The organism is Paenibacillus sabuli (assembly GCF_014705605.1).
Classification (GTDB): domain Bacteria; phylum Bacillota; class Bacilli; order Paenibacillales; family Paenibacillaceae; genus Paenibacillus_D; species Paenibacillus_D sabuli.
Map to the genome: position 1 here is coordinate 36,436 of NZ_JACXIZ010000036.1, position 17,278 is coordinate 53,713.

At 59.5% G+C, this 17,278-nt stretch carries 20 protein-coding genes and 1 riboswitch; of the genes, 2 read left to right on the forward strand and 18 right to left on the reverse strand.

The window, feature by feature from the left end:
* Positions 1-51 precede the first annotated feature (51 nt).
* Positions 52-1,239: an MFS transporter gene (locus IDH44_RS19330; protein WP_190920465.1), complete on the forward strand. Its 1,188-nt coding sequence runs from the start codon at positions 52-54 to the stop codon at positions 1,237-1,239.
* A gap of 132 nt (positions 1,240-1,371) precedes the next feature.
* Here the strand turns inward: IDH44_RS19330 and IDH44_RS19335 are convergent, their stop codons facing one another.
* From IDH44_RS19335 to IDH44_RS19345, 3 genes are all read right to left on the reverse strand, one after another.
* The gene (locus IDH44_RS19335) at positions 1,372-2,130 is read right to left on the reverse strand and encodes a DUF4367 domain-containing protein (protein WP_190920466.1); all 759 of its coding nucleotides are present in this window, start codon (positions 2,128-2,130) and stop codon (positions 1,372-1,374) included.
* Positions 2,120-2,674, reverse strand: a complete 555-nt coding sequence (locus IDH44_RS19340; RefSeq protein WP_317890219.1) for a sigma-70 family RNA polymerase sigma factor — start codon at positions 2,672-2,674, stop codon at positions 2,120-2,122. Before IDH44_RS19340 ends, IDH44_RS19335 begins: the two co-directional genes overlap by 11 nt.
* A 101-nt stretch (positions 2,675-2,775) precedes the next feature.
* Positions 2,776-3,615 (reverse strand): helix-turn-helix transcriptional regulator, encoded by an 840-nt coding sequence (locus IDH44_RS19345; RefSeq protein WP_190920467.1) that lies wholly within the window; start codon positions 3,613-3,615, stop codon positions 2,776-2,778.
* 158 nt (positions 3,616-3,773) lie between these two features.
* Here IDH44_RS19345 and IDH44_RS19350 point away from each other — a divergent pair, with 158 nt between their 5' ends.
* A complete protein-coding gene (locus IDH44_RS19350) occupies positions 3,774-5,741 on the forward strand; it encodes a glycoside hydrolase family 127 protein (RefSeq protein WP_190920468.1) in 1,968 nt (655 codons plus the stop codon).
* 667 nt (positions 5,742-6,408) lie between these two features.
* Here the strand turns inward: IDH44_RS19350 and IDH44_RS19355 are convergent.
* From IDH44_RS19355 to ctaD, 15 genes are all read right to left on the reverse strand, one after another.
* Positions 6,409-6,858, reverse strand: coding sequence for a hypothetical protein (locus tag IDH44_RS19355; RefSeq protein ID WP_190920469.1), 450 nt, complete (start codon positions 6,856-6,858; stop codon positions 6,409-6,411).
* Positions 6,795-7,220, reverse strand: coding sequence for an FAD-dependent oxidoreductase (locus IDH44_RS19360; protein WP_190920470.1), 426 nt, complete (start codon positions 7,218-7,220; stop codon positions 6,795-6,797). The genes IDH44_RS19355 and IDH44_RS19360 overlap by 64 nt, the downstream gene beginning before the upstream one ends.
* Positions 7,221-7,235: 15 nt before the next feature.
* Positions 7,236-7,403: a hypothetical protein gene (locus IDH44_RS19365; RefSeq protein ID WP_190920471.1), complete on the reverse strand. Its 168-nt coding sequence runs from the start codon at positions 7,401-7,403 to the stop codon at positions 7,236-7,238.
* Between the two features lie 90 nt (positions 7,404-7,493).
* Positions 7,494-7,619 (reverse strand): hypothetical protein, encoded by a 126-nt coding sequence (locus tag IDH44_RS27015; protein ID WP_263364397.1) that lies wholly within the window; start codon positions 7,617-7,619, stop codon positions 7,494-7,496.
* Positions 7,620-7,681: 62 nt separating this feature from the next.
* Positions 7,682-8,974, reverse strand: a complete 1,293-nt coding sequence (locus IDH44_RS19370) for an ABC transporter permease (RefSeq protein WP_190920472.1) — start codon at positions 8,972-8,974, stop codon at positions 7,682-7,684.
* Entirely contained in the window at positions 8,967-9,872 is a 906-nt protein-coding gene (locus IDH44_RS19375; RefSeq protein ID WP_190920473.1) for an ABC transporter ATP-binding protein, read from the reverse strand. The genes IDH44_RS19370 and IDH44_RS19375 overlap by 8 nt, the downstream gene beginning before the upstream one ends.
* 21 nt (positions 9,873-9,893) lie before the next feature.
* Positions 9,894-10,799, reverse strand: coding sequence for an ABC transporter ATP-binding protein (locus tag IDH44_RS19380; protein ID WP_190920474.1), 906 nt, complete (start codon positions 10,797-10,799; stop codon positions 9,894-9,896).
* Between the two features lie 17 nt (positions 10,800-10,816).
* Positions 10,817-11,209: a GntR family transcriptional regulator gene (locus IDH44_RS19385; RefSeq protein WP_190920475.1), complete on the reverse strand. Its 393-nt coding sequence runs from the start codon at positions 11,207-11,209 to the stop codon at positions 10,817-10,819.
* A 16-nt stretch (positions 11,210-11,225) separates the two neighbouring features.
* On the reverse strand, positions 11,226-11,942 hold the full coding sequence (locus IDH44_RS19390; protein ID WP_190920476.1) for an ABC-2 transporter permease: 717 nt from the start codon (positions 11,940-11,942) through the stop codon (positions 11,226-11,228).
* Between the two features lie 168 nt (positions 11,943-12,110).
* Entirely contained in the window at positions 12,111-12,470 is a 360-nt protein-coding gene (locus tag IDH44_RS19395; protein WP_190920477.1) for a response regulator, read from the reverse strand.
* Positions 12,471-12,518: 48 nt separating this feature from the next.
* Positions 12,519-12,998 (reverse strand): chemotaxis protein CheX, encoded by a 480-nt coding sequence (locus tag IDH44_RS19400; protein ID WP_190920478.1) that lies wholly within the window; start codon positions 12,996-12,998, stop codon positions 12,519-12,521.
* Positions 12,999-13,180: 182 nt separating this feature from the next.
* A riboswitch (cyclic di-GMP riboswitch) is annotated at positions 13,181-13,269 on the reverse strand.
* Between the two features lie 109 nt (positions 13,270-13,378).
* Positions 13,379-14,284, reverse strand: a complete 906-nt coding sequence (ctaG, locus tag IDH44_RS19405; RefSeq protein WP_190920479.1) for a cytochrome c oxidase assembly factor CtaG — start codon at positions 14,282-14,284, stop codon at positions 13,379-13,381.
* Positions 14,285-14,462: 178 nt separating this feature from the next.
* On the reverse strand, positions 14,463-14,780 hold the full coding sequence (locus IDH44_RS19410; RefSeq protein WP_190920480.1) for a cytochrome C oxidase subunit IV family protein: 318 nt from the start codon (positions 14,778-14,780) through the stop codon (positions 14,463-14,465).
* Between the two features lie 3 nt (positions 14,781-14,783).
* Positions 14,784-15,404, reverse strand: a complete 621-nt coding sequence (locus tag IDH44_RS19415) for a cytochrome (ubi)quinol oxidase subunit III (RefSeq protein WP_190920481.1) — start codon at positions 15,402-15,404, stop codon at positions 14,784-14,786.
* The gene (gene ctaD, locus IDH44_RS19420) at positions 15,401-17,209 is read right to left on the reverse strand and encodes a cytochrome c oxidase subunit I (RefSeq protein ID WP_190920509.1); all 1,809 of its coding nucleotides are present in this window, start codon (positions 17,207-17,209) and stop codon (positions 15,401-15,403) included. Before ctaD ends, IDH44_RS19415 begins: the two co-directional genes overlap by 4 nt.
* Between the last annotated feature and the right edge of the window lie 69 nt (positions 17,210-17,278).

The window sequence follows — 17,278 nt, forward strand, 5'->3', positions numbered from 1 at the left end:
ATGTCGTCGTCGAGCGACACTTCCCGCCCGAGAGGAGCTGCGGCTACGCGCATGGAGATACAATCGAATATTTGGAAGCTTTACGGGATCCGCTTCTTTTCCGGCCTGATCCCCGCCTATGTCATCGAGCGGTTATATTGGGAGCAGCACGGCATGTCCGTGCAAATGGTCGTCTACACGGAGATTCTGTTCGCCGTCTCCATCGTGCTGCTGGAGCTGCCCTCCGGCATCGCCGCCGACCGCTGGGGACGCAAACGGCTGCTCGTGCTGAGCGCGACGCTTTTTTGCTTTGAATTTTTGATTCTGCTGGTTGCCGACCAATTCTGGCATTTCGCGCTCGTCGTGCTGCTCGCCGCCGTCGCCCATGCCGCCAGCAGCGGCGCGGCGAGCGCGCTGCTCTACGATTCGCTGCTGCAGGAGGGGCGCGCCGGCGCCTACGAACGCATCGCCGGTCGCATGCAAGCGCTCGATATCGGCGCGGTCATGCTAGCCGCGCTGAGCGGCAGCTGGATGGCGACGCACCTGGGACTGGCGTTCAATTACCAGGTGTCGCTGATCAGCGCCGGCGCCGCCCTCGGCTTCGCGCTGCTGCTGCGCGAGCCCCGTCCGAGTCCGCAGGCTGCGGACTCGGACGACGGGGCCGCGCCGCCGATGCGGGCCTACGTCGGCAGCGCGCTGCGCATACTGCGCAGCACGCCGGGTCTGCCGCTGGTGCTGATGTGCTGGATGACAGTCGGCGCTGCCGTCACCTATATCGACGAATTCTGGCAGCTGTATCTGGACCAGGCCGGCATCGCGATCAGCTGGTTCGGCCTGTATTCCGCCGCGCTGTTTCTGATCCGGCTGCCCGGGAGCCTGCTCGCTCACCGGCTCAAGCGCATGCTGCGCTTCCGGACGTTGCTGATGGCGATTGCGCTGACGGCGTCCGCCGGCCTGATCGTCATGAGCGCGACGGGCGGCTACGTCGGCCTCGCCGCGATGCTCGCCGTATGCGCGGTCGCGGGCGTGCTCGAGCCGCTCGCCGGGGGCTACCTGCAGCACCGGATCGACTCGGAGCTGCGCGCCACCGTCGGTTCGTTTCAATCGCTCGGCGAGCATGCGCTGGGGATCGTCGCCGGTCTCGGCTTCGGCCTGCTCGCGGATCGCTTCGGTCTGCTCAGCGGCTATGGCTTCCTGGGCGCGCTCGTCGCGCTCGCCGCCGTTTGCGTCGCCGTCGCCTCCCGCGACGCCGCGCCGTGACCGAGCCTCCGCACCCGCGCACAGCCAAGAGGCGTCCCCTGCAGCTGCCCGCGCCTGTCAAAGAGGCGTCCCCTGCAACTTCCAGGGGACGCCTTTTGATTGGCGCGGATATTCGCGCTTTTTTTCGCCCGGTCAAGCCGCGGACTCGGCCATCGCCAGCGCTTCTTCCGCCGTGATCGCGCCGGTGATGCCGTATTGCACGCCATCGACCATCCAGTACAATTCCACCAGCTCGGGCTGCTCGTAGACGAGCCCTTCTGCGCCGTTCACATCCACCGGCGTGAAGGCGTTCATCGGGAAGGCCGCTTCCTGCCGGTCGACCATGAAGGTGAGCGGCTTGCCGTCCGCCGTTTCATAGAAGAATACGACCATCCGCGCCGCTTCCCCCTTCATCGCGGAGGAGACGATCTTCTGCAGCGCGTAGCCCTCCGGCACGAGCGTCGGCGCCAGCATTTCCGGACCGAAGGCCGCCTTCGCCTCCTCCGCCGACGCATGCTGCGTCTCGATGAGCTGGGAGAGCTGAGAGCCCGTATCGTTGCCGCCCTCTCCCGGCGCGCCGATCGGTCCGCTATTCGGCGGCAGGCCGGGACTCGGCTGCTGCAGCATCGGCAAGCCGATCGCCAGCACCAGCGCAGCCGCAATGACGCCTCCGAACAGCCACGGCTTCGTCCATGCCCGCTTTTTGCGCGCTTGCTCCGCCTCCGTCGCACGGCGCGCGTCCCTTGCGCCTTGCACGCCCTGCATGATTTGTGCGCCCTGTCCTTGCGATCCGCTTTGCGCGGTTTGCACGATTTGTCGTTTCATATCTGCCGTCATCTCCATTTCTTCGAATAGAATGCTGTCCAGCTCGCGTTTCAACGTTCGGCCCAGCTGATGCTCGTCATGGCTCATGCGTCGAGGCCTCCTTTGTCATTTCGCGACCCAGCGCCTCGCGGGCGCGATGCAGCCGGTTGCGCACCGTGCCCTCCGGCGCGCCCAGCATCTCGGCGATCTCCCTGGTGCTCAGATCCAGGTAGTAGTAGAGGTAGAGCGCCTCCTGATGGGGCAGCGACAGCCGGAGCAGCTGCTGCAGCAGCTCGCTCTTGCCCAGTCGCGCGAGCGCTTCCTCCTCCACGCTGATCGTACGGCCGCGCTGCATTCGGCTCGGATCGGTCGGCTGCTCGGTGAACATTTTTACGCCCATCTTGTCGCGGCAGGCATTGACCGTGATGGAGATCAGCCAGGTCTTGACCGCGCTATCCCCGCGGAATGCGCGCCAACCGCGATACGCCTTCAGGAAGACCTCCTGGCTGATGTCCTCCGCCAGATGCCGATCGCCGGTATAGAAATAAGCGGTGCGCAGCACGCTCGCGCCGTACGCATCCATCAATTGCGCGAGCGCCTCTTCAGGCGCTTGGTCGAACTGTTCTTTGTGCGTTAAGCCGGCCGGCTTCACTTGATGACCACCTCCAACCTAATAGACGACCTGAGTGCGAATTCCGCTGCATCCGCCGTTCACATTCGAGCGTGCGCCCTCCCCTGGCAGGTAGGCCATTCCTAGCGATTATTCATATGGAGGCGAATGAACGCCTTGCGATACGCGGTCGGGGTCATGCCCTCGAGCCGCTTGAACCACTTCATGAATTGCTTGTCGTCGCCGATCCCGACCCGGTCCGCGATCTCCTTGATGCCGAGCGGCGTCTGAGCCAGCAGCTCCTTCGCCTTGTCCAGCTTGAGCCGGTGAATATAGGCGTGCAGCGCCTCGCCGTGTCTGCGCTTGAACATGCGGGAGAGGTAATCCGGATTGTAGCGGAATTGCTCGGCGATGCGGGCCACGCTGATGCCGCGGTCCAGCGCATGCAGCCGGATCCACTCCAGCATCTGCGGATCGTAGGCCGGGCCCTGCGGCGATCGGGCCGAGTCGTGTAGCTGCTCCGCCAGCTCGATGACGAGCGTCGTCAGGAAGTAGTCGGCCGCGCCCTTGAAGCGATAGCCGGCGCTGGCGACATGCAGCAGTTGACGGGCCAGGATGGCGACGCGCTGCGGATTGGGACAGGCCGCGTGACGAGGCAGCACGAGCATCGTCTCGGATTCGCCCTGCTCGCCCGCGTCCGGCCGCAGCGGCTCGACCGGATCGAAGTGGAACCATGCGAACGACACCCCCGGCGCCGAGATCCGGTAGCCGCCATGCCGCTCGCCCGGCCCGATCAGCAGCATATCGCCGCGCCGCAGCGCATAATTCGTGTCGTCCACGCGCATGTAGGCCGTCTCCTCCATGCCGATCATCAGCTCCCAGCTCCCGATCACGCGGTCGGCATGCGACCACTGCGCATCCGCAGTGAACAAGCCGCCCCACTGAAAAGGAAGCGGCTCGCGCACATTAATGCGCCATCTCATTCTTACAGCCCCCTTGAAGTCGTATATTGACACCTATTATACACTTTAGCATACTGACTTCCGCCTTCGAAAGCGGTATCCTGAAGCCAGGTTCACCAATTGGCATCCGGTCGATTCACGTCTGTCCGCCACATCAATCATTCAATGGAGGGATACCCTTGACACAACCTACGCATCGCCCGCTCCCGCTGCAGCAGGTGCAGCTGCAAGATTCATTCTGGTCCGACTACACCGAGCTGGTCCGCACGACCGTCATTCCGTATCAGTGGGAGGCGCTCAACGACCGCGTCCCGGGAGCCGAGCCGAGTCATGCCATCCGCAACTTCCGCATCGCCGCCGGACTGGAGGCAGGCGCCTATGGGGGCCTCGTCTTCCAGGACTCCGATCTGGCGAAGTGGCTCGAGTCCGTCGGCTATTCGCTGAGCACCCATCCCGATCCCGAGCTGGAGCGGATCGCCGATGAGGCCATCGACCTGATCGTCGCGGCGCAGCAGGACGACGGCTATCTGAATACGTATTATACCGTCAAGGAGCCCGGCCGGCGCTGGACCAATCTGTACGATTGCCACGAGATGTACTGCGCCGGGCACATGATCGAGGCGGCCGTCGCCTATTATCGCGCGACCGGCAAGCGCAAGCTGATGGACGCGATGGGCCGCATGGCCGATCATATCGCCGAGGTATTCGGCACGGGCCCGGGGCAGCTGCGCGGCTATGACGGCCATCAGGAGATCGAGCTGGCGCTGGTCAAGCTCTACGAAGCGACGGGCGAGGCCCGCTTCCTGCGGCTCAGCCAATTCCTGATCGACGAGCGCGGCAGGGAGCCGCATTTCTACGCCGAGGAATGGAAGCGGCGCGGCGGCGTCTCGCACTGGTCGTCCGTGCCGCAGACCCAGATGCCGGACTGGGCCTATGTCCAGGCGCACCTGCCCGTCCGGGAGCAGACCTACGCGGTCGGCCACGCGGTCCGCGCCGTCTATATGTATGCCGGCATGGCCGATCTGGCCGCCCACACCGGGGACCGGGCTCTGCTGGAGGCATGCCGCGCGCTATGGCGCAATATGACCCGCAAGCAAATGTACGTGACCGGAGGCATCGGCTCGACCGTGCACGGCGAAGCGTTCACCTTCGATTACGATCTGCCCAATGCGACCAATTATTCGGAGACGTGCGCCTCGATCGGCCTCATCTTCTTCGCCAGCCGCATGCTGCGCCTCGAAGCGAAGAGCGACTACGCTGACGTCATGGAGCGCGCGCTGTACAATACCGTGCTCGCCGGCATCGCCGCCGACGGCAAGCATTACTTCTACGTCAATCCGATGGAGGTATGGCCGGAGGCGAGCGCGCGCAATCCCGGCAGACGCCATGTCAAGGCGGTACGCCAGGCTTGGTACGGCTGCGCCTGCTGTCCGCCCAATGTGGCGCGCCTGCTGGCCTCGCTCGGCGAATACGTGTACAGCGCAGAGGGTGCAGAGGGTGATACGCTCTATACGCATCTGTACATCAGCGGCGAGGCGCGGCTGTCGCTCGGCGGCGGCGAGGTGCGCATGCGGCAGGAGAGTCGCCTGCCCTGGTCGGGCGATGTCGCCTTCACGGTGGAGACGGACACGCCGCAGACCTTCGCCCTGGCGCTGCGCATTCCGGCCTGGACCGAGGGGCGCTATACCGCGCGCGTGAACGGCGAGGCGGCCGGCGCAGTCGAGCTGCGAGAGGGCTATGCGTACCTGCGCCGCGTCTGGCAAGCGGGCGACCGCGTCGAGCTGCGGCTGGCGATGCCGATCCAGCGTCTGTACGCGCATCCGCAGGTGCGCAGCGATGCCGGCTTGGTCGCGCTGCAGCGCGGACCGCTCGTCTACTGCCTGGAGGAGGCCGACAATCCCGCGCCGCTCGCAGGGCTGAGCCTGCCGGCCGAGGCGGAGATCACGACGCGCACGGGGTTGCCGGGACTGGGCGAGGCGGTCGTGCTGGAGGCGGCGGGCCTGGCCGATGACGCGGCAGACTGGCAAGAAGACGAGCTCTACCGTACGGCGCCTATGCCGCGCAAGACGCAGCGGCTGACGGCCGTGCCGTATGCGCTGTGGGGCAACCGCGGCGGCGGCGAGATGCGCGTCTGGATGCGGAGCTAGGCGGGACTAGGCGGAGCTAGACGGGGCTAGCGGAGGTAGACGAATTCAGGTCGAACCAGCGGAGATTGGCGGAGATTGGCGCCGTTAGGCAGAGTTAGACGGAGGTAGGATGAGCTAGACCGATGCAGAGGGAGGTAGGATGAGATAAACGGATATAGAGGGAGATAGGCGGAGCTAGACAGAGGTAGGATGAGCTAGGCAGGCTTAGACAGATGTAGGCGAGTCTGGCGGGCTGGCGAGGACGGGCAAGTACGCGGCACCCGGAACGCTCGGACTGACGATGACAGACAGGATCGTGGCGCCCCAAACGTCCGACTGACGATGACAGGCAAGCGCGCGGCAGCTCTAACGGTCATCAGCGACGCTTAGCGGGCATTTGCACCCGGAAAAAGGTCCCCGATGCGCGCTAAGCGTCTCCCATGTCAGTTAAAATGTGAAGGGAGCCAATAAACGGCGCTAAGCGTCGCCCATGTCCGTTAGAGCCGTCCTGACGTCGCGTCGTGCCGTTCACAGGTCCGCTATCGTCCACTTACAGGACCATCACGGTTCCGCACACAGGTTCGCTAACAGTTCCACCCACAAGTTGCGAGTGTGCCCCCTTCCTGTAATAGCACCAATTCAGAAGTCGCAGCTGTTCTTCGAAAGTCGCAGCTGTTCTTCAGAAGCATCAGTTCTTCGGAAGTCCCACTTGTTCTTCAAAAACAGCAACGGATCTCAAAAACGCGGGCGTGATCGAGTCCGTTGGTGCGTATCGCCTCCAGGCGCAAGCGGCTGAGCCGCAGCGGGTCAATGCGGCACGTCGCCAGCCGTTGTCGCGCACATGCAGCAGTTCCCGTCCCACCGGCGGCAAGTCGGGACCACAGCCCACCAGCCAGAATTCGCGCAGCGACTCCGGCTGCTCGCCCCACTCGAGCTGGCGATGCAGATGCTGCTCGTGCGTGAGCGTCAAGCGGCGGTGCATGCCGGTATCGAGCACCACCTCGCGCTCGCGCAGCTCGACCGGCTCCGGCCATTCCAGCTCGCTCCACCGCGCTGCATCGTCCGGGCACGCCATCATCCAGTGATGCTTGCCGCCGGGCGGCTCCAGCTCCGGCCGGACGCCGCGCGGCCCGTGCATGCTGCGGTGCGGCCATCGACGACCTGGCTCGCCGCGCCCTCCGGCTGCTCCGAGGAGGCGCGGACGCGCGCGCCGCTCGCCAGATTCGGCGCCGCGCTCACGCCGGGCAGATGGTCGTCCTGACGCAGCAGCCGCTGCTGCATCAGCTGCACGAGCGCCTCGTCCTGCACCGCCCGCTCCGGCGGCATCCCCTGGGCGGTCGCAAGGGCGGCGGACGTGCCGGCGCCCTGTCCCATCACGCCGCAGGTCGCCATCACGCGCGTGCTGGAGAAGGCGATATGCGTCGCCGAGATGTTGCGCCCGGCGAACATCAGATTGTCGACACTCGCGCTGACCAGTGCGCGCAGCGGGATGCCGTACACGTGCTCGGCATGGGGCTAACTGGGAGGGCTGAGGTCCCGCGCCTCGATGGATGCGTGTCCATCGGCCAGCCTCATGGTCTGCCGGGCATGTTCGATCTCCTCGTCCAGCACGGACGTCTCCCGCAGCGTCTGCGTGAACTGCTCGAATTCGCCGGTATCACGCTTGTTCAGGTAAAGCGGCATACAAAAAATCCCCCTGCGGCAATTTCCAGACACAGCCGTGTCTGCCTGCCGCAGGGGGATTCTGCAGAATGCATTTCGTATTCGCAGCCGTTATTTTTTGCGCCGCGCGACCGACGCTCCCATTCCTGCTCCGATTGCGATGCCGACGGCGATGCCGATGGCCAGATTATCCATTGCTATCCCAATCGCCACACCGATGGCAATGCCCACGCCCATCCCGGAGCCAAGCTTCCTTTTGTCCATGCGATTGTCAGCTATGTGAATCAGCCTCCTTCATCTCACACCTTGTAAGCCTTCATCGCCTTGCGCAGCTCCTTGAGGCTCGGACGCTTGCCGTACATCAGCACGCCGGTGCGATAGATGCGCGCCGAGAGCCAGCCGAGCACGAAGATCGAGAGCGCCAGCACGCCGATGGACAGCAGCACCTCCCAGAGCGCCGGATCGGTCAGGCCGATCCGCAGGAACATCGCGAACGGCGTGAAGAACGGAATGAACGAGGTCACGACGACGAGCGTCGAACCGGGCGTCGTCATGCCGAAGATGCCGATGTAGAAGCCCGCCAGCGCCAGCATTGAGACCGGCATCATCGCCTGCGCCAGATCCTCCGTGCGGCTGACAATCGAGCCCACCGCGGCGCACAGCATCGCGAACAGGAAGTACCCCATCAGGAAGAACAACAACGCGTACGCATAAAGCATCGGGTCAATATCGCCCAGGTTGATATTCAGGTTGCCCAGCGATTCCTTGTTGTGCGGCAGCGAGAAGTTCACGACCGCCACGACGACGTAGACGCCGATTTGCAGCAGGCCCACGAGGAACATGCCGAATATTTTGCCGAACATCTGCGTCATCGGCGACACGCTCGTGACCAGAATTTCCATGACCCGCGAGCTCTTCTCCGCGGTAATCTCGGAGGCAATCAACTGACTGGTCACGAATATGCCCATGAAGAGCAAAATCATCATCGCATAGACGAAGCCCATCGCCAGGCCGCGCTGCTCTGCTGTCTTGCCTTCGCCAGTCGAATCGCTGACCGAAATTTGCGTCGTCTGCACGTTGATCGGCGCGAGCAGATCGGCCATTTGCGCTTCCGTCAGACCGGCGTTTTCCAGCCCCATTTGGAATTTAATGTTTTGCAGGGCGACCGATAAAGAATCTGCCGTATTGTCGAGCAGCTTCTCCGATTTGTAGGTAACGCCGGGGAATCCGCCGCTTGCTTCGGCATCGAATACGAGATAACCGGCAATCTCCTCGCTGCGCAGCGCCTCGCGCAGCGCCTGCTCATTGGCAGCCGCATCGCCGCTGTCCGGATAGCCGACGAGCTGCAGGTCCGCTTCCTCGCCCTGCTGCGCGTAATAATCCTGAAGCGCTGCCTCCACATCCGCCACCTGGCCTTCGACGTAGCCAACCTGCTTGATCTCGCTGTTCCCGCTGAACATGGAGATAATATACGGAAGATTGACGCCGATGCAGAGGATGGCCGCAATGATAGCCGTGGTCACGATAAACGATTTCGTCCGTATTTTATTGCCTGCCGTAAATCCGACAACTGTCCAGAAGTTATTATTCATGCTTCTCACCACCTACCGCTCGAATAAAGATTTCGTTCAAAGTCGGCTCCAGCACCTCAAACCGCTGCAGCTCGGCTTGGCTCATCGCATGTTGCAGCAGCTCCCGCGCCGCCTCCGGCCGCTCAATCGCCAACTCGTAGCCGTTCTCGCGGCGTGTTACGCTGCGGACGCCGGGTACTTGCTCCAACCCGCTGATCTCCTGCTCCGCTCCGATCATGACGCGCTCGCGCGGATATTGCTTTTTGATCTCCTTCAGATTGCCTTGCAGCACCGTGTTGGAGCGGTGCAGAATCGTAATGTTGCGGCACAGCTCCTCGACATGCTCCATCCGGTGCGTCGAGAACAGGATGCTCGTTCCCTCGTCGCGCAGCGCTTTTACGGTTCGCTTGAGCAGCTCGACATTGACCGGATCGAGTCCGCTGAAGGCCTCGTCCATAATGACAATCTTCGGTCTGTGAATGACCGCGGCGATGAATTGGATTTTTTGCTGATTGCCCTTCGAGAGCTCCTCGATCTTCATGTTGTAGTAGTCGCTGATATCGAAGCGCTCCAGCCAGCTCTTCAGATTGCGGTCGGCATCCTGCCGCGACATGCCGCGCAGCCGAGCGAGATAGATGACTTGATCGCTGATCTTGACCTTCGGATACATGCCGCGCTCCTCCGGCAGATACCCCATCAAGCTGAGCTGATCGCGGCTATACGGCTTGCCGTCGTACAGGATGCGGCCGTCGTCCGGATAGATGAGTCCGAGGACCATCCGCATCGTCGTCGTTTTGCCCGCGCCGTTGGCGCCGAGCAGACCGTAGATTTCGCCTTCCTCCACTTCCAGGCTGATCGTATTGACCGCTGTTTTGTCTCCGTACTGCTTGCTGACGCGTTCCAGCTTCAATGGCTTCATTCCGGCACTTCCTTTCCTCGTTCAACTGAATGGTTGCTGACGCGCGATCAGCGCCTCCATAATATCGTCGAGCTCCATCGGCTGCTGGCCGGTAACCGGCAACGCCTCGCGATGCAGCCATTGCTCGGTCGATTGACTCGCTGAGGATATGAGCTTGTATGCTTGGCCGCCCATGCGCTCTACGGCGTGAACGCCCGGCCCCTGGGTCAGCATGCGCTCCTCCAAGCCGTCGCCTATGAGGTAATACGTACGCCAGTTGTCGAAGAGTGCATCTTTTTCGTAGACTCCCAGCACCTGGCCCCTGGACATGACGACGATATAATCGGCCAGACGACGCACCTCCTCGATCAGATGCGAGGCGACCAGGATCGTCCGGCTCCCGTCTTCCATATAGCGGCTCAAGGTTTCGAGCATATGCTTCCAGGCAATCGGGTCCAGTCCGGATGACGGCTCATCCAGCAGCAGCAGCTCGGGCTGATGCGCAAGCGCCAGTGCAAGCTCGAGTTTTTGCCGCATCCCTTTCGACATTTTACCCAATCGGACCGAAGGATCGACATCGAACCTGCGCAGCAGCTCCTGGTAGCGATTCACATCCCACGTCGGGTACCAGAGCTGGTGAAAGGCCGCTTTCTCCGAAGCGCGGAGCCCTTCGTCGCAATCCGAATTCGTCTCGGGCACATAGGCCAGCCTTTGACGCAGTTCTGGATTGCGGCTGTGCGGCCGGCTGCCTAGCAGCTCGATCGTACCCGCTTCGGGCTTGATCAGGTCGAGCAGCAGCCGAAAGGTCGAGCTTTTGCCCGAGCCGTTCGGGCCGACGATCGCCGTCACGTAGCCGCGCGGCACCTCGAGATGAATCGGTCCGAGCCGAAAGCGATCTGTCGTGAATTGTACGCCGTCCAGCCGTACGGCAGGCTGCGCCGTTTCCATTCGCTTCCCTCCCTCTGTCATCGCTTGTATTGGCTGCGCGCCACTGCCTCACGGTACAGTTGATCCAGCTCCTCCGGTGTGCAATTGGCGCGCCTGCCGGCTTCGACGGCCGAATCCATCGCCGCTTCTACGGCCTTTAGCCGGTGGGTATCCCTCGCCTGTTCGCCGACATCCGCCACGAAGGTGCCTGTCCCCTGCTTGGTACGCAGCAGCCCCTCCGCCTCCAAATCCTGATACACCCTGCGGATTGTGATGACGCTGCACTTGAGCTGCAGGGCCAGCTCGCGAATCGAGGGCAGGAGCGTGCCTGACATGAGTTGTCCGCTCAGAATGAGCGCGCGCAGCTGCACCTCAATTTGGTAGTACAACGGTTCCGCGCTTTGATCATTGATTTGGATCGGAATCCACACAGCATCACCTTCCTTGCTAATTGACCAGGTTCCTTCGCTCCAAGCGGCTGCGCGCCCTCCACATGCAGACGATCATGACAGTGAGTCCGATCACAACTGCCAGTATCGCAGCGCCCCACTCTCCCGCCTTGGCCCGATGGACCTGGCTCTCCAGCACACTGCCCCACCATACATTGGGCAGCACGGCCAGAGCGGCCACCACGGGCACATAGGTCATGCACCACCAGGTAAAGTGCTTGCCGCTGAGTGTGAGCTCCCACACCACGAATATGGAAGACCAGATCAACGCATAGCCGAACCAAAACAATCCAAAATTTACAAATGCGCCAAGCGACATTTCCTCCTTGTACCAGTCGGAGATCAGATACGCCATCGTAAAAAAATACGCGATTCCCGGTATCAAGACGAGCAGCATATACAGGAAACGACTTAGCACAATGTGGCTTGAGGAGATCGGCATGGCAAGCCAGGAAGCCAAGCGCTTGCTCACGGGATCGTCGCGCCAAAATCGAAACATGGATTTTTTTACGACGAAGCCGAAATAAGGCACAAAGGTGAAATACATAAAATCCGGCAGCCAGCTCGCCCGCGGGCTCATCTGGCTGGGTGGCTCATCCAGCGTCGGGACGATAAGCGCCAAGTACGTGAAAAACACCAGCGTCACCAGCAAGGCCAGACGGTCGCGACGAAGCTCGTGTCGAAGCAGGAAGCCGGCTCCCCGCAAAATCGTCATGCTTTCACCTCGCAATACAAGATTAGGTGTATATACTGTTTATATCTACATACACAGTGTACACACCTATACGAAGCACGTCAACCGTGAAAAAGCACGGGCTCGACCCAATGTCGCCCCGTGCTTTTGGATTCATTCGTATATTCCCCTGCAGTTATTGGACATGGCTCAAGCCAAAGCTTTTTCAATCGCTTCGATGACACGGTCTTTTTGAAATGGCTTGACGATAAAATCGGAAGCTCCCGCTTGGATGGCATTGACCACCATGTGCTGCTGCCCCATAGCGGAGCACATGATCACCCTTGCTTCCGCGTTGATTTTTTTGATTTCTTTTACGGCTTCGACCCCGTCCAGCTCGGGCATCGTGATGTCCATCGTCACCAGGTCCGGAGAGACTTCGTTAAATTTTTGGATGGCATCGCGCCCGTTGACGGCTTCCGCAACGACTTCGTAGCCCGATTCGGTCAGCATTTGTTTGATCACCATGCGCATAAAAGCAGCGTCGTCTACGATCATGATTCGCTTCATTAGTTTCGGTTCCTCCTGGTTCGTGTTCAGGTTGAATGTGTACGGCGATTAAATGAGCGTACGACTTTCAAGTATCGAATGAATTTCAATCATTCCGTATTCGCTTTCAAGCGGCATGACGATCGAACGGATATCTTTCAGATCCTGCGAAGCGTTCGGATCCTCGAACGTGGTCAGCGGGTGGGAAATGTTGACCTCCCAGCCTTTGTTGGCAAATTCGGTCGCAATGCCGCTGACGAACCAGTTGCCGAATTCTTTGATGGCGCTCCACCCCATCTCGTCCAGCGTCTCCACCTCGATCCCGCCGAACATGCGGCCGACCACTTGCTTGGCGGTGTGCTCGTTCATGACGCATACAATTTGACCGTCTAATTGGCCAAGCACGCGGATTTGAACGGCAATGTCATACCGACCCGAGGAGTCCTGCTCGCGCGCTGCATGCGGTGTCACCTCCATGCCCAGGTAGCCGGAGAGCACATTCGACCCGACTCTTGTAACCACTGCATAATATTCTTCACCCAGTTTCATTACTTCACCCCTTCTATTAGCCCCATCCACAGGACCAATGGCTTAGCATCGCCAGACCTGATTATCAGTCGCTCCCCTCCTTATGCATGAATCGACAAAGAATTACAAAAATCGACACATGGAAAATAAAAAAAAAACCCTGTACGCCAATGCCAGGGCAAGCACGCTACGTTTCGCGTGCATGGTGCAACCCGGCTGCCATAGCAGATTCCCCTGCTTTAGGCCCGTGGCTTTGCGCCCCCATCTTTCGAAAGGTTTGCCCTATTAGTGCTATTAACCTAATTAACTTATACTATGGATAGGGTGAAATTGTCAATAAAAAAGGGAAAAGCACCAAAATCGGCTGAAAAAATCCGAATTTGGTGCTGCTTGTAGATCGGCTATGCCGTGCCAGGCTGCGGCGTCGGAAGCTCGTCATCCGACTCCCCATGCTCCCGCTTGAACCATTGCTTGAAGACATAGGCCAGAATCGCGCCGTACATGACCTCTTGAACGAGCTTCATGATCACGCCGCCCGCTTGTTGATCGTGCAACAACGGCATGATGCGGAAGAAAGCAGGTCCGCCTTCAAATTGCTCCAGCAAACGAGTCGGGTCTCCCCCGACGCAATACCCCATGGCCTGGACCCAGACGCCAGGATCGCTGTAAGTGGCGTATAGCGGCGCACCCGCAAAAATAATCAACGCGCATGCCGGCGTCAACAGCACTCCATTCGCAAAGATATAGCCCATTTTTTTGACATCCGTCAGACGCGACCATTCCTTGACAGGACTGATAATCTGCCACCACATCATCAAGGCGGCAATCAGCATGACGAAGTAATAAACCTCATGCACAAAGTAGTGGGTCATGACGTAATCAAACACCATCGGCACATGATAAATGGAGAAAATCATGTTGAAAAAGACGAGTGTCAGCAAAGGATGCATTAAAAAACGAAGCGGCCGCCAAAAGCGATGCGAGAACACATGCTTCCACAGAAATGCCGGAATGCCGAGCAATGCAAGCGGCGGCGCAATGAGATAAGAAATCGACATGTTCGTCATGTGAAACGTGAACGCCAGATGACCAAGCAGCTCCAGCGCTCCACCCTGCGCCATGTAATAAAGCACGACCGCGCTGACGAACCAGATTCTTTGCCAGGTCGTGACGGCCGGCTCCTGCGGATAATGGCGCTCGCGCCAAGGTCCGATCAAATAAAAGTACAGCAGTACGATCGCCGCAAATAGGAAGAATGTGAGCGGACTCCACAATTCTGCAAAGGTAAAGTATTGTAGGCCGAACATAAGATTCCAACTCCTTCCGATTGGCAATTCGATTCAAGGCGAAACGGGCAAGCCATCTTTTAAGGCGCAACCCGTTTCGTTCTGAGAAATTTAGAAAAGTATAGGAAAATCATATACTTTCTATAATTTTTAAAAAAAGACGGGCCTTCGCAGGACCCGCCTCCTATTCGATTGCCGATTACCACCAAGTCCAGTACTCTGCCATGATGACCATCGTGAAGACGACGAACACGCCGGACAAAATGCCGATAATGGCATAAAGGTGACCGCGATCCTTCATATGCATCCAGAAAGCCATCTGAATGTATACCTGCAAGCCCGCCATCACAAGCAGCAAGATGTACGTAAAGGTCGTATTGACTTCACCGGCCATGACGGTCGCAAAAGCGATCAGCGTCAACACGAGCGAGAAGATGTACGAAATCACATGCTTTTGCGATCCTTCGACCTTATGACGCTTTTGCCGATTCTCCGTAGTGGGATGATTGCCTGCCATCGATTAGCCCACCTTTCCCATCAGGTAGACGACGGTGAAGATGAACACCCACACGACGTCGATAAAGTGCCAGTACAGACCCGCTACATAAAGCTTGGGCGCGGTGACCAGATTCAGCCCCTTGCGCAAGGTCTGCGCAATCAGAATCGAAATCCATGCCACGCCAAAGGCCACGTGCGCCCCGTGAAAACCGACCAGCGTATAGAACGAAGAACTAAAGGCACTTGTCGTAAACCCATGACCTTCGTGTACGTAATGATAGAACTCGTAAATCTCCAATCCGAGGAAACCAGCACCAAGTGCGACTGTCACGATCAACCAGACGATCATCGGCTTGACGTGATTGCGATGCAAGGCCTGAATGGCGAACACGCTGGTCAAGCTCGAGGTGAGCAGGATAAAGGTCGCAATCGCGACAATCGGGAGCTGGAACAGCTCGTTGGCTGTCGGATTGCCTTCCCCTACCTGATCGCGCAACGCCAGGAAGGCCGCGAACAGCGTTCCGAAAAGTACGGTCTCGCCGCCCAGGAAGAGCCAGAAGCCAAGGACCTTATTGCGGCCCTCAAGGGTTGCCTTCTCAGGCTCATGCGGCAGCTGTCCGTCTATATGCGAATGTGCGCTCATGCTTTCACCCCTTTGTCTTCCAGTTCTTCCGGTTCGATATGGAAGCCATGGTCATCGATAATCGAACGCAGGAACATGCAGCCGAACGTCACAAGCAAACCGACGGCGCCAATGATGTAATTGCTAAACATGAAGCCGAAACCTGCAATGAAAAGTCCGATCGACATGAAGAGCGGCAAAATCGATGGCGACGGCATATGGATCGGTCCGATCGGCTCGGCCGGCGTCATGCCGCTGTTGCCGTCCATTTTTTCTTTCCAGTAGGCATCGTATCCGCGAACCAGCGGCGTCTGGGCAAAGTTGTACTCCGGCGCAGGCGAGGAGATCGTCCACTCCAGCGTGCGTCCGTCTTCCCAAGGGTCGTTCGGCGCATCCTTCGGACGCATCGCCGTGACGACAATGTTGACCAGGAATATGATCGTACCCACACCCATCAGGATCGCACCTATCGTACTGATCAAGTTCATGTTGTTGAAGCCGAGATTGTCCTGATACGTATAGATCCGGCGCGGCATACCCAGCAGACCGAGGAAATGCTGCACGAAAAATGTCAGATGGAAGCCGATGTAGAAGGTCCAGAACGTAAGCTTGCCTAGGCCTTCATTCAGCATGCGACCGAACATTTTGGGCCACCAGTAATGCAAGCCCGCAAAAATACCGAGCACCAGACCGCCAACGATGACGTAGTGGAAATGCGCGACGACAAAGTAGCTGTCGTGGTATTGATAATCGGCAGGCGCAGCGGCCAGCATGACGCCGGTCACCCCGCCCATGACAAAGGTCGGAATGAAGCCGATGCCGAACAGGTTGGCCGCTGTGAAGCGAATCGAACCGCCCCACATGGTGAAGAGCCAGTTGAATATCTTGATCCCGGTCGGGACGGCAATCAGCATGGTCGCAATCGAGAAGAGCGCGTTCGCGACCGGACCGAGGCCGGTAGTGAACATGTGATGCGCCCATACCATGAAGCCGAGGAAGCCGATCAGCACGGTAGCAAACACCATCGAGCTGTACCCGAAGAGCCGCTTGCGCGAGAAGGTGCTGATGACCTCGGAAATGACGCCGAACGCCGGCAAAATCAGAATGTATACCTCAGGATGACCGAAAATCCAGAAAATATGCTCCCACAGTACGGCGTTGCCGCCGTTGCCGACTTCGAAAAAGTTGGCGGCAAAGAGTCGGTCGAACATGAGCGCAGCCAGCCCGACGGTCAGTGCCGGGAAGGCAAACAGGATCAGTGCCGACGTAATAAAGATCGCCCAGGTGAACATCGGCATCCGCATGAAGCTCATGCCGGGTGCGCGCATGTTGATAATCGTGACCAGGAAGTTGATCCCGCCGATCAGCGTCCCGATCCCCGCGATCTGCAGGCCGATGACATAGAAGTCGACGCCGTGTCCGTCGCTGTAGGTCGGACTCGCGAGCGGCAAGTAGGACGTCCACCCGGCATCCGGCACGCTGCCGACGAACCAGCTGATGTTAAGCAACAGGCCGCCGAAGAAAAACGTCCAGAAGCCAAGCGCGTTCAGGAACGGGAACGCAACGTCGCGCGCGCCGATCTGCAGCGGCACGATCGCATTCATCAGCGCGAATAGAATCGGCATCGCTGCCAGGAAGATCATGGTCGTGCCGTGCATCGTCAGCAACTCGTTATAGGTCGTTTCGCTAATGAAGTCATTAAGCGGCTGCCACAGCTGGATACGAATCAGGATGGCTTCCAATCCACCGATCAGAAAGAAGAATCCACCGGCAATTAAATAAAGAATGCCTATTTTCTTATGGTCAACGGTAGTCAGCCAATCCATAAGACCGCTGTAACGTTTGACCGCATGTGCATGAGCCAAGGTTGGTACCCTCCCCTTCTGTAATCCCCT

Coding starts and splice junctions, on each gene's coding strand:
- IDH44_RS19355 (WP_190920469.1), bottom strand. CDS start 6,858: ATGCACGGGCCGCGCGGCGTCCGGCCGGAGCTGGAGCCGCCCGGCGGC.
- IDH44_RS27015 (WP_263364397.1), bottom strand. CDS start 7,619: ATGGGCGTGGGCATTGCCATCGGTGTGGCGATTGGGATAGCAATGGAT.
- IDH44_RS19380 (WP_190920474.1), bottom strand. CDS start 10,799: ATGGAAACGGCGCAGCCTGCCGTACGGCTGGACGGCGTACAATTCACG.
- ctaG (WP_190920479.1), bottom strand. CDS start 14,284: ATGTTCGGCCTACAATACTTTACCTTTGCAGAATTGTGGAGTCCGCTC.
- IDH44_RS19375 (WP_190920473.1), bottom strand. CDS start 9,872: ATGAAGCCATTGAAGCTGGAACGCGTCAGCAAGCAGTACGGAGACAAA.
- IDH44_RS19330 (WP_190920465.1), top strand. CDS start 52: ATGGAGATACAATCGAATATTTGGAAGCTTTACGGGATCCGCTTCTTT.
- IDH44_RS19410 (WP_190920480.1), bottom strand. CDS start 14,780: ATGGCAGGCAATCATCCCACTACGGAGAATCGGCAAAAGCGTCATAAG.
- IDH44_RS19370 (WP_190920472.1), bottom strand. CDS start 8,974: ATGAATAATAACTTCTGGACAGTTGTCGGATTTACGGCAGGCAATAAA.
- IDH44_RS19415 (WP_190920481.1), bottom strand. CDS start 15,404: ATGAGCGCACATTCGCATATAGACGGACAGCTGCCGCATGAGCCTGAG.
- IDH44_RS19395 (WP_190920477.1), bottom strand. CDS start 12,470: ATGAAGCGAATCATGATCGTAGACGACGCTGCTTTTATGCGCATGGTG.
- IDH44_RS19365 (WP_190920471.1), bottom strand. CDS start 7,403: ATGCCGCTTTACCTGAACAAGCGTGATACCGGCGAATTCGAGCAGTTC.
- IDH44_RS19335 (WP_190920466.1), bottom strand. CDS start 2,130: ATGAGCCATGACGAGCATCAGCTGGGCCGAACGTTGAAACGCGAGCTG.
- ctaD (WP_190920509.1), bottom strand. CDS start 17,209: ATGGATTGGCTGACTACCGTTGACCATAAGAAAATAGGCATTCTTTAT.
- IDH44_RS19390 (WP_190920476.1), bottom strand. CDS start 11,942: ATGACGATTTTGCGGGGAGCCGGCTTCCTGCTTCGACACGAGCTTCGT.
- IDH44_RS19400 (WP_190920478.1), bottom strand. CDS start 12,998: ATGAAACTGGGTGAAGAATATTATGCAGTGGTTACAAGAGTCGGGTCG.
- IDH44_RS19345 (WP_190920467.1), bottom strand. CDS start 3,615: ATGAGATGGCGCATTAATGTGCGCGAGCCGCTTCCTTTTCAGTGGGGC.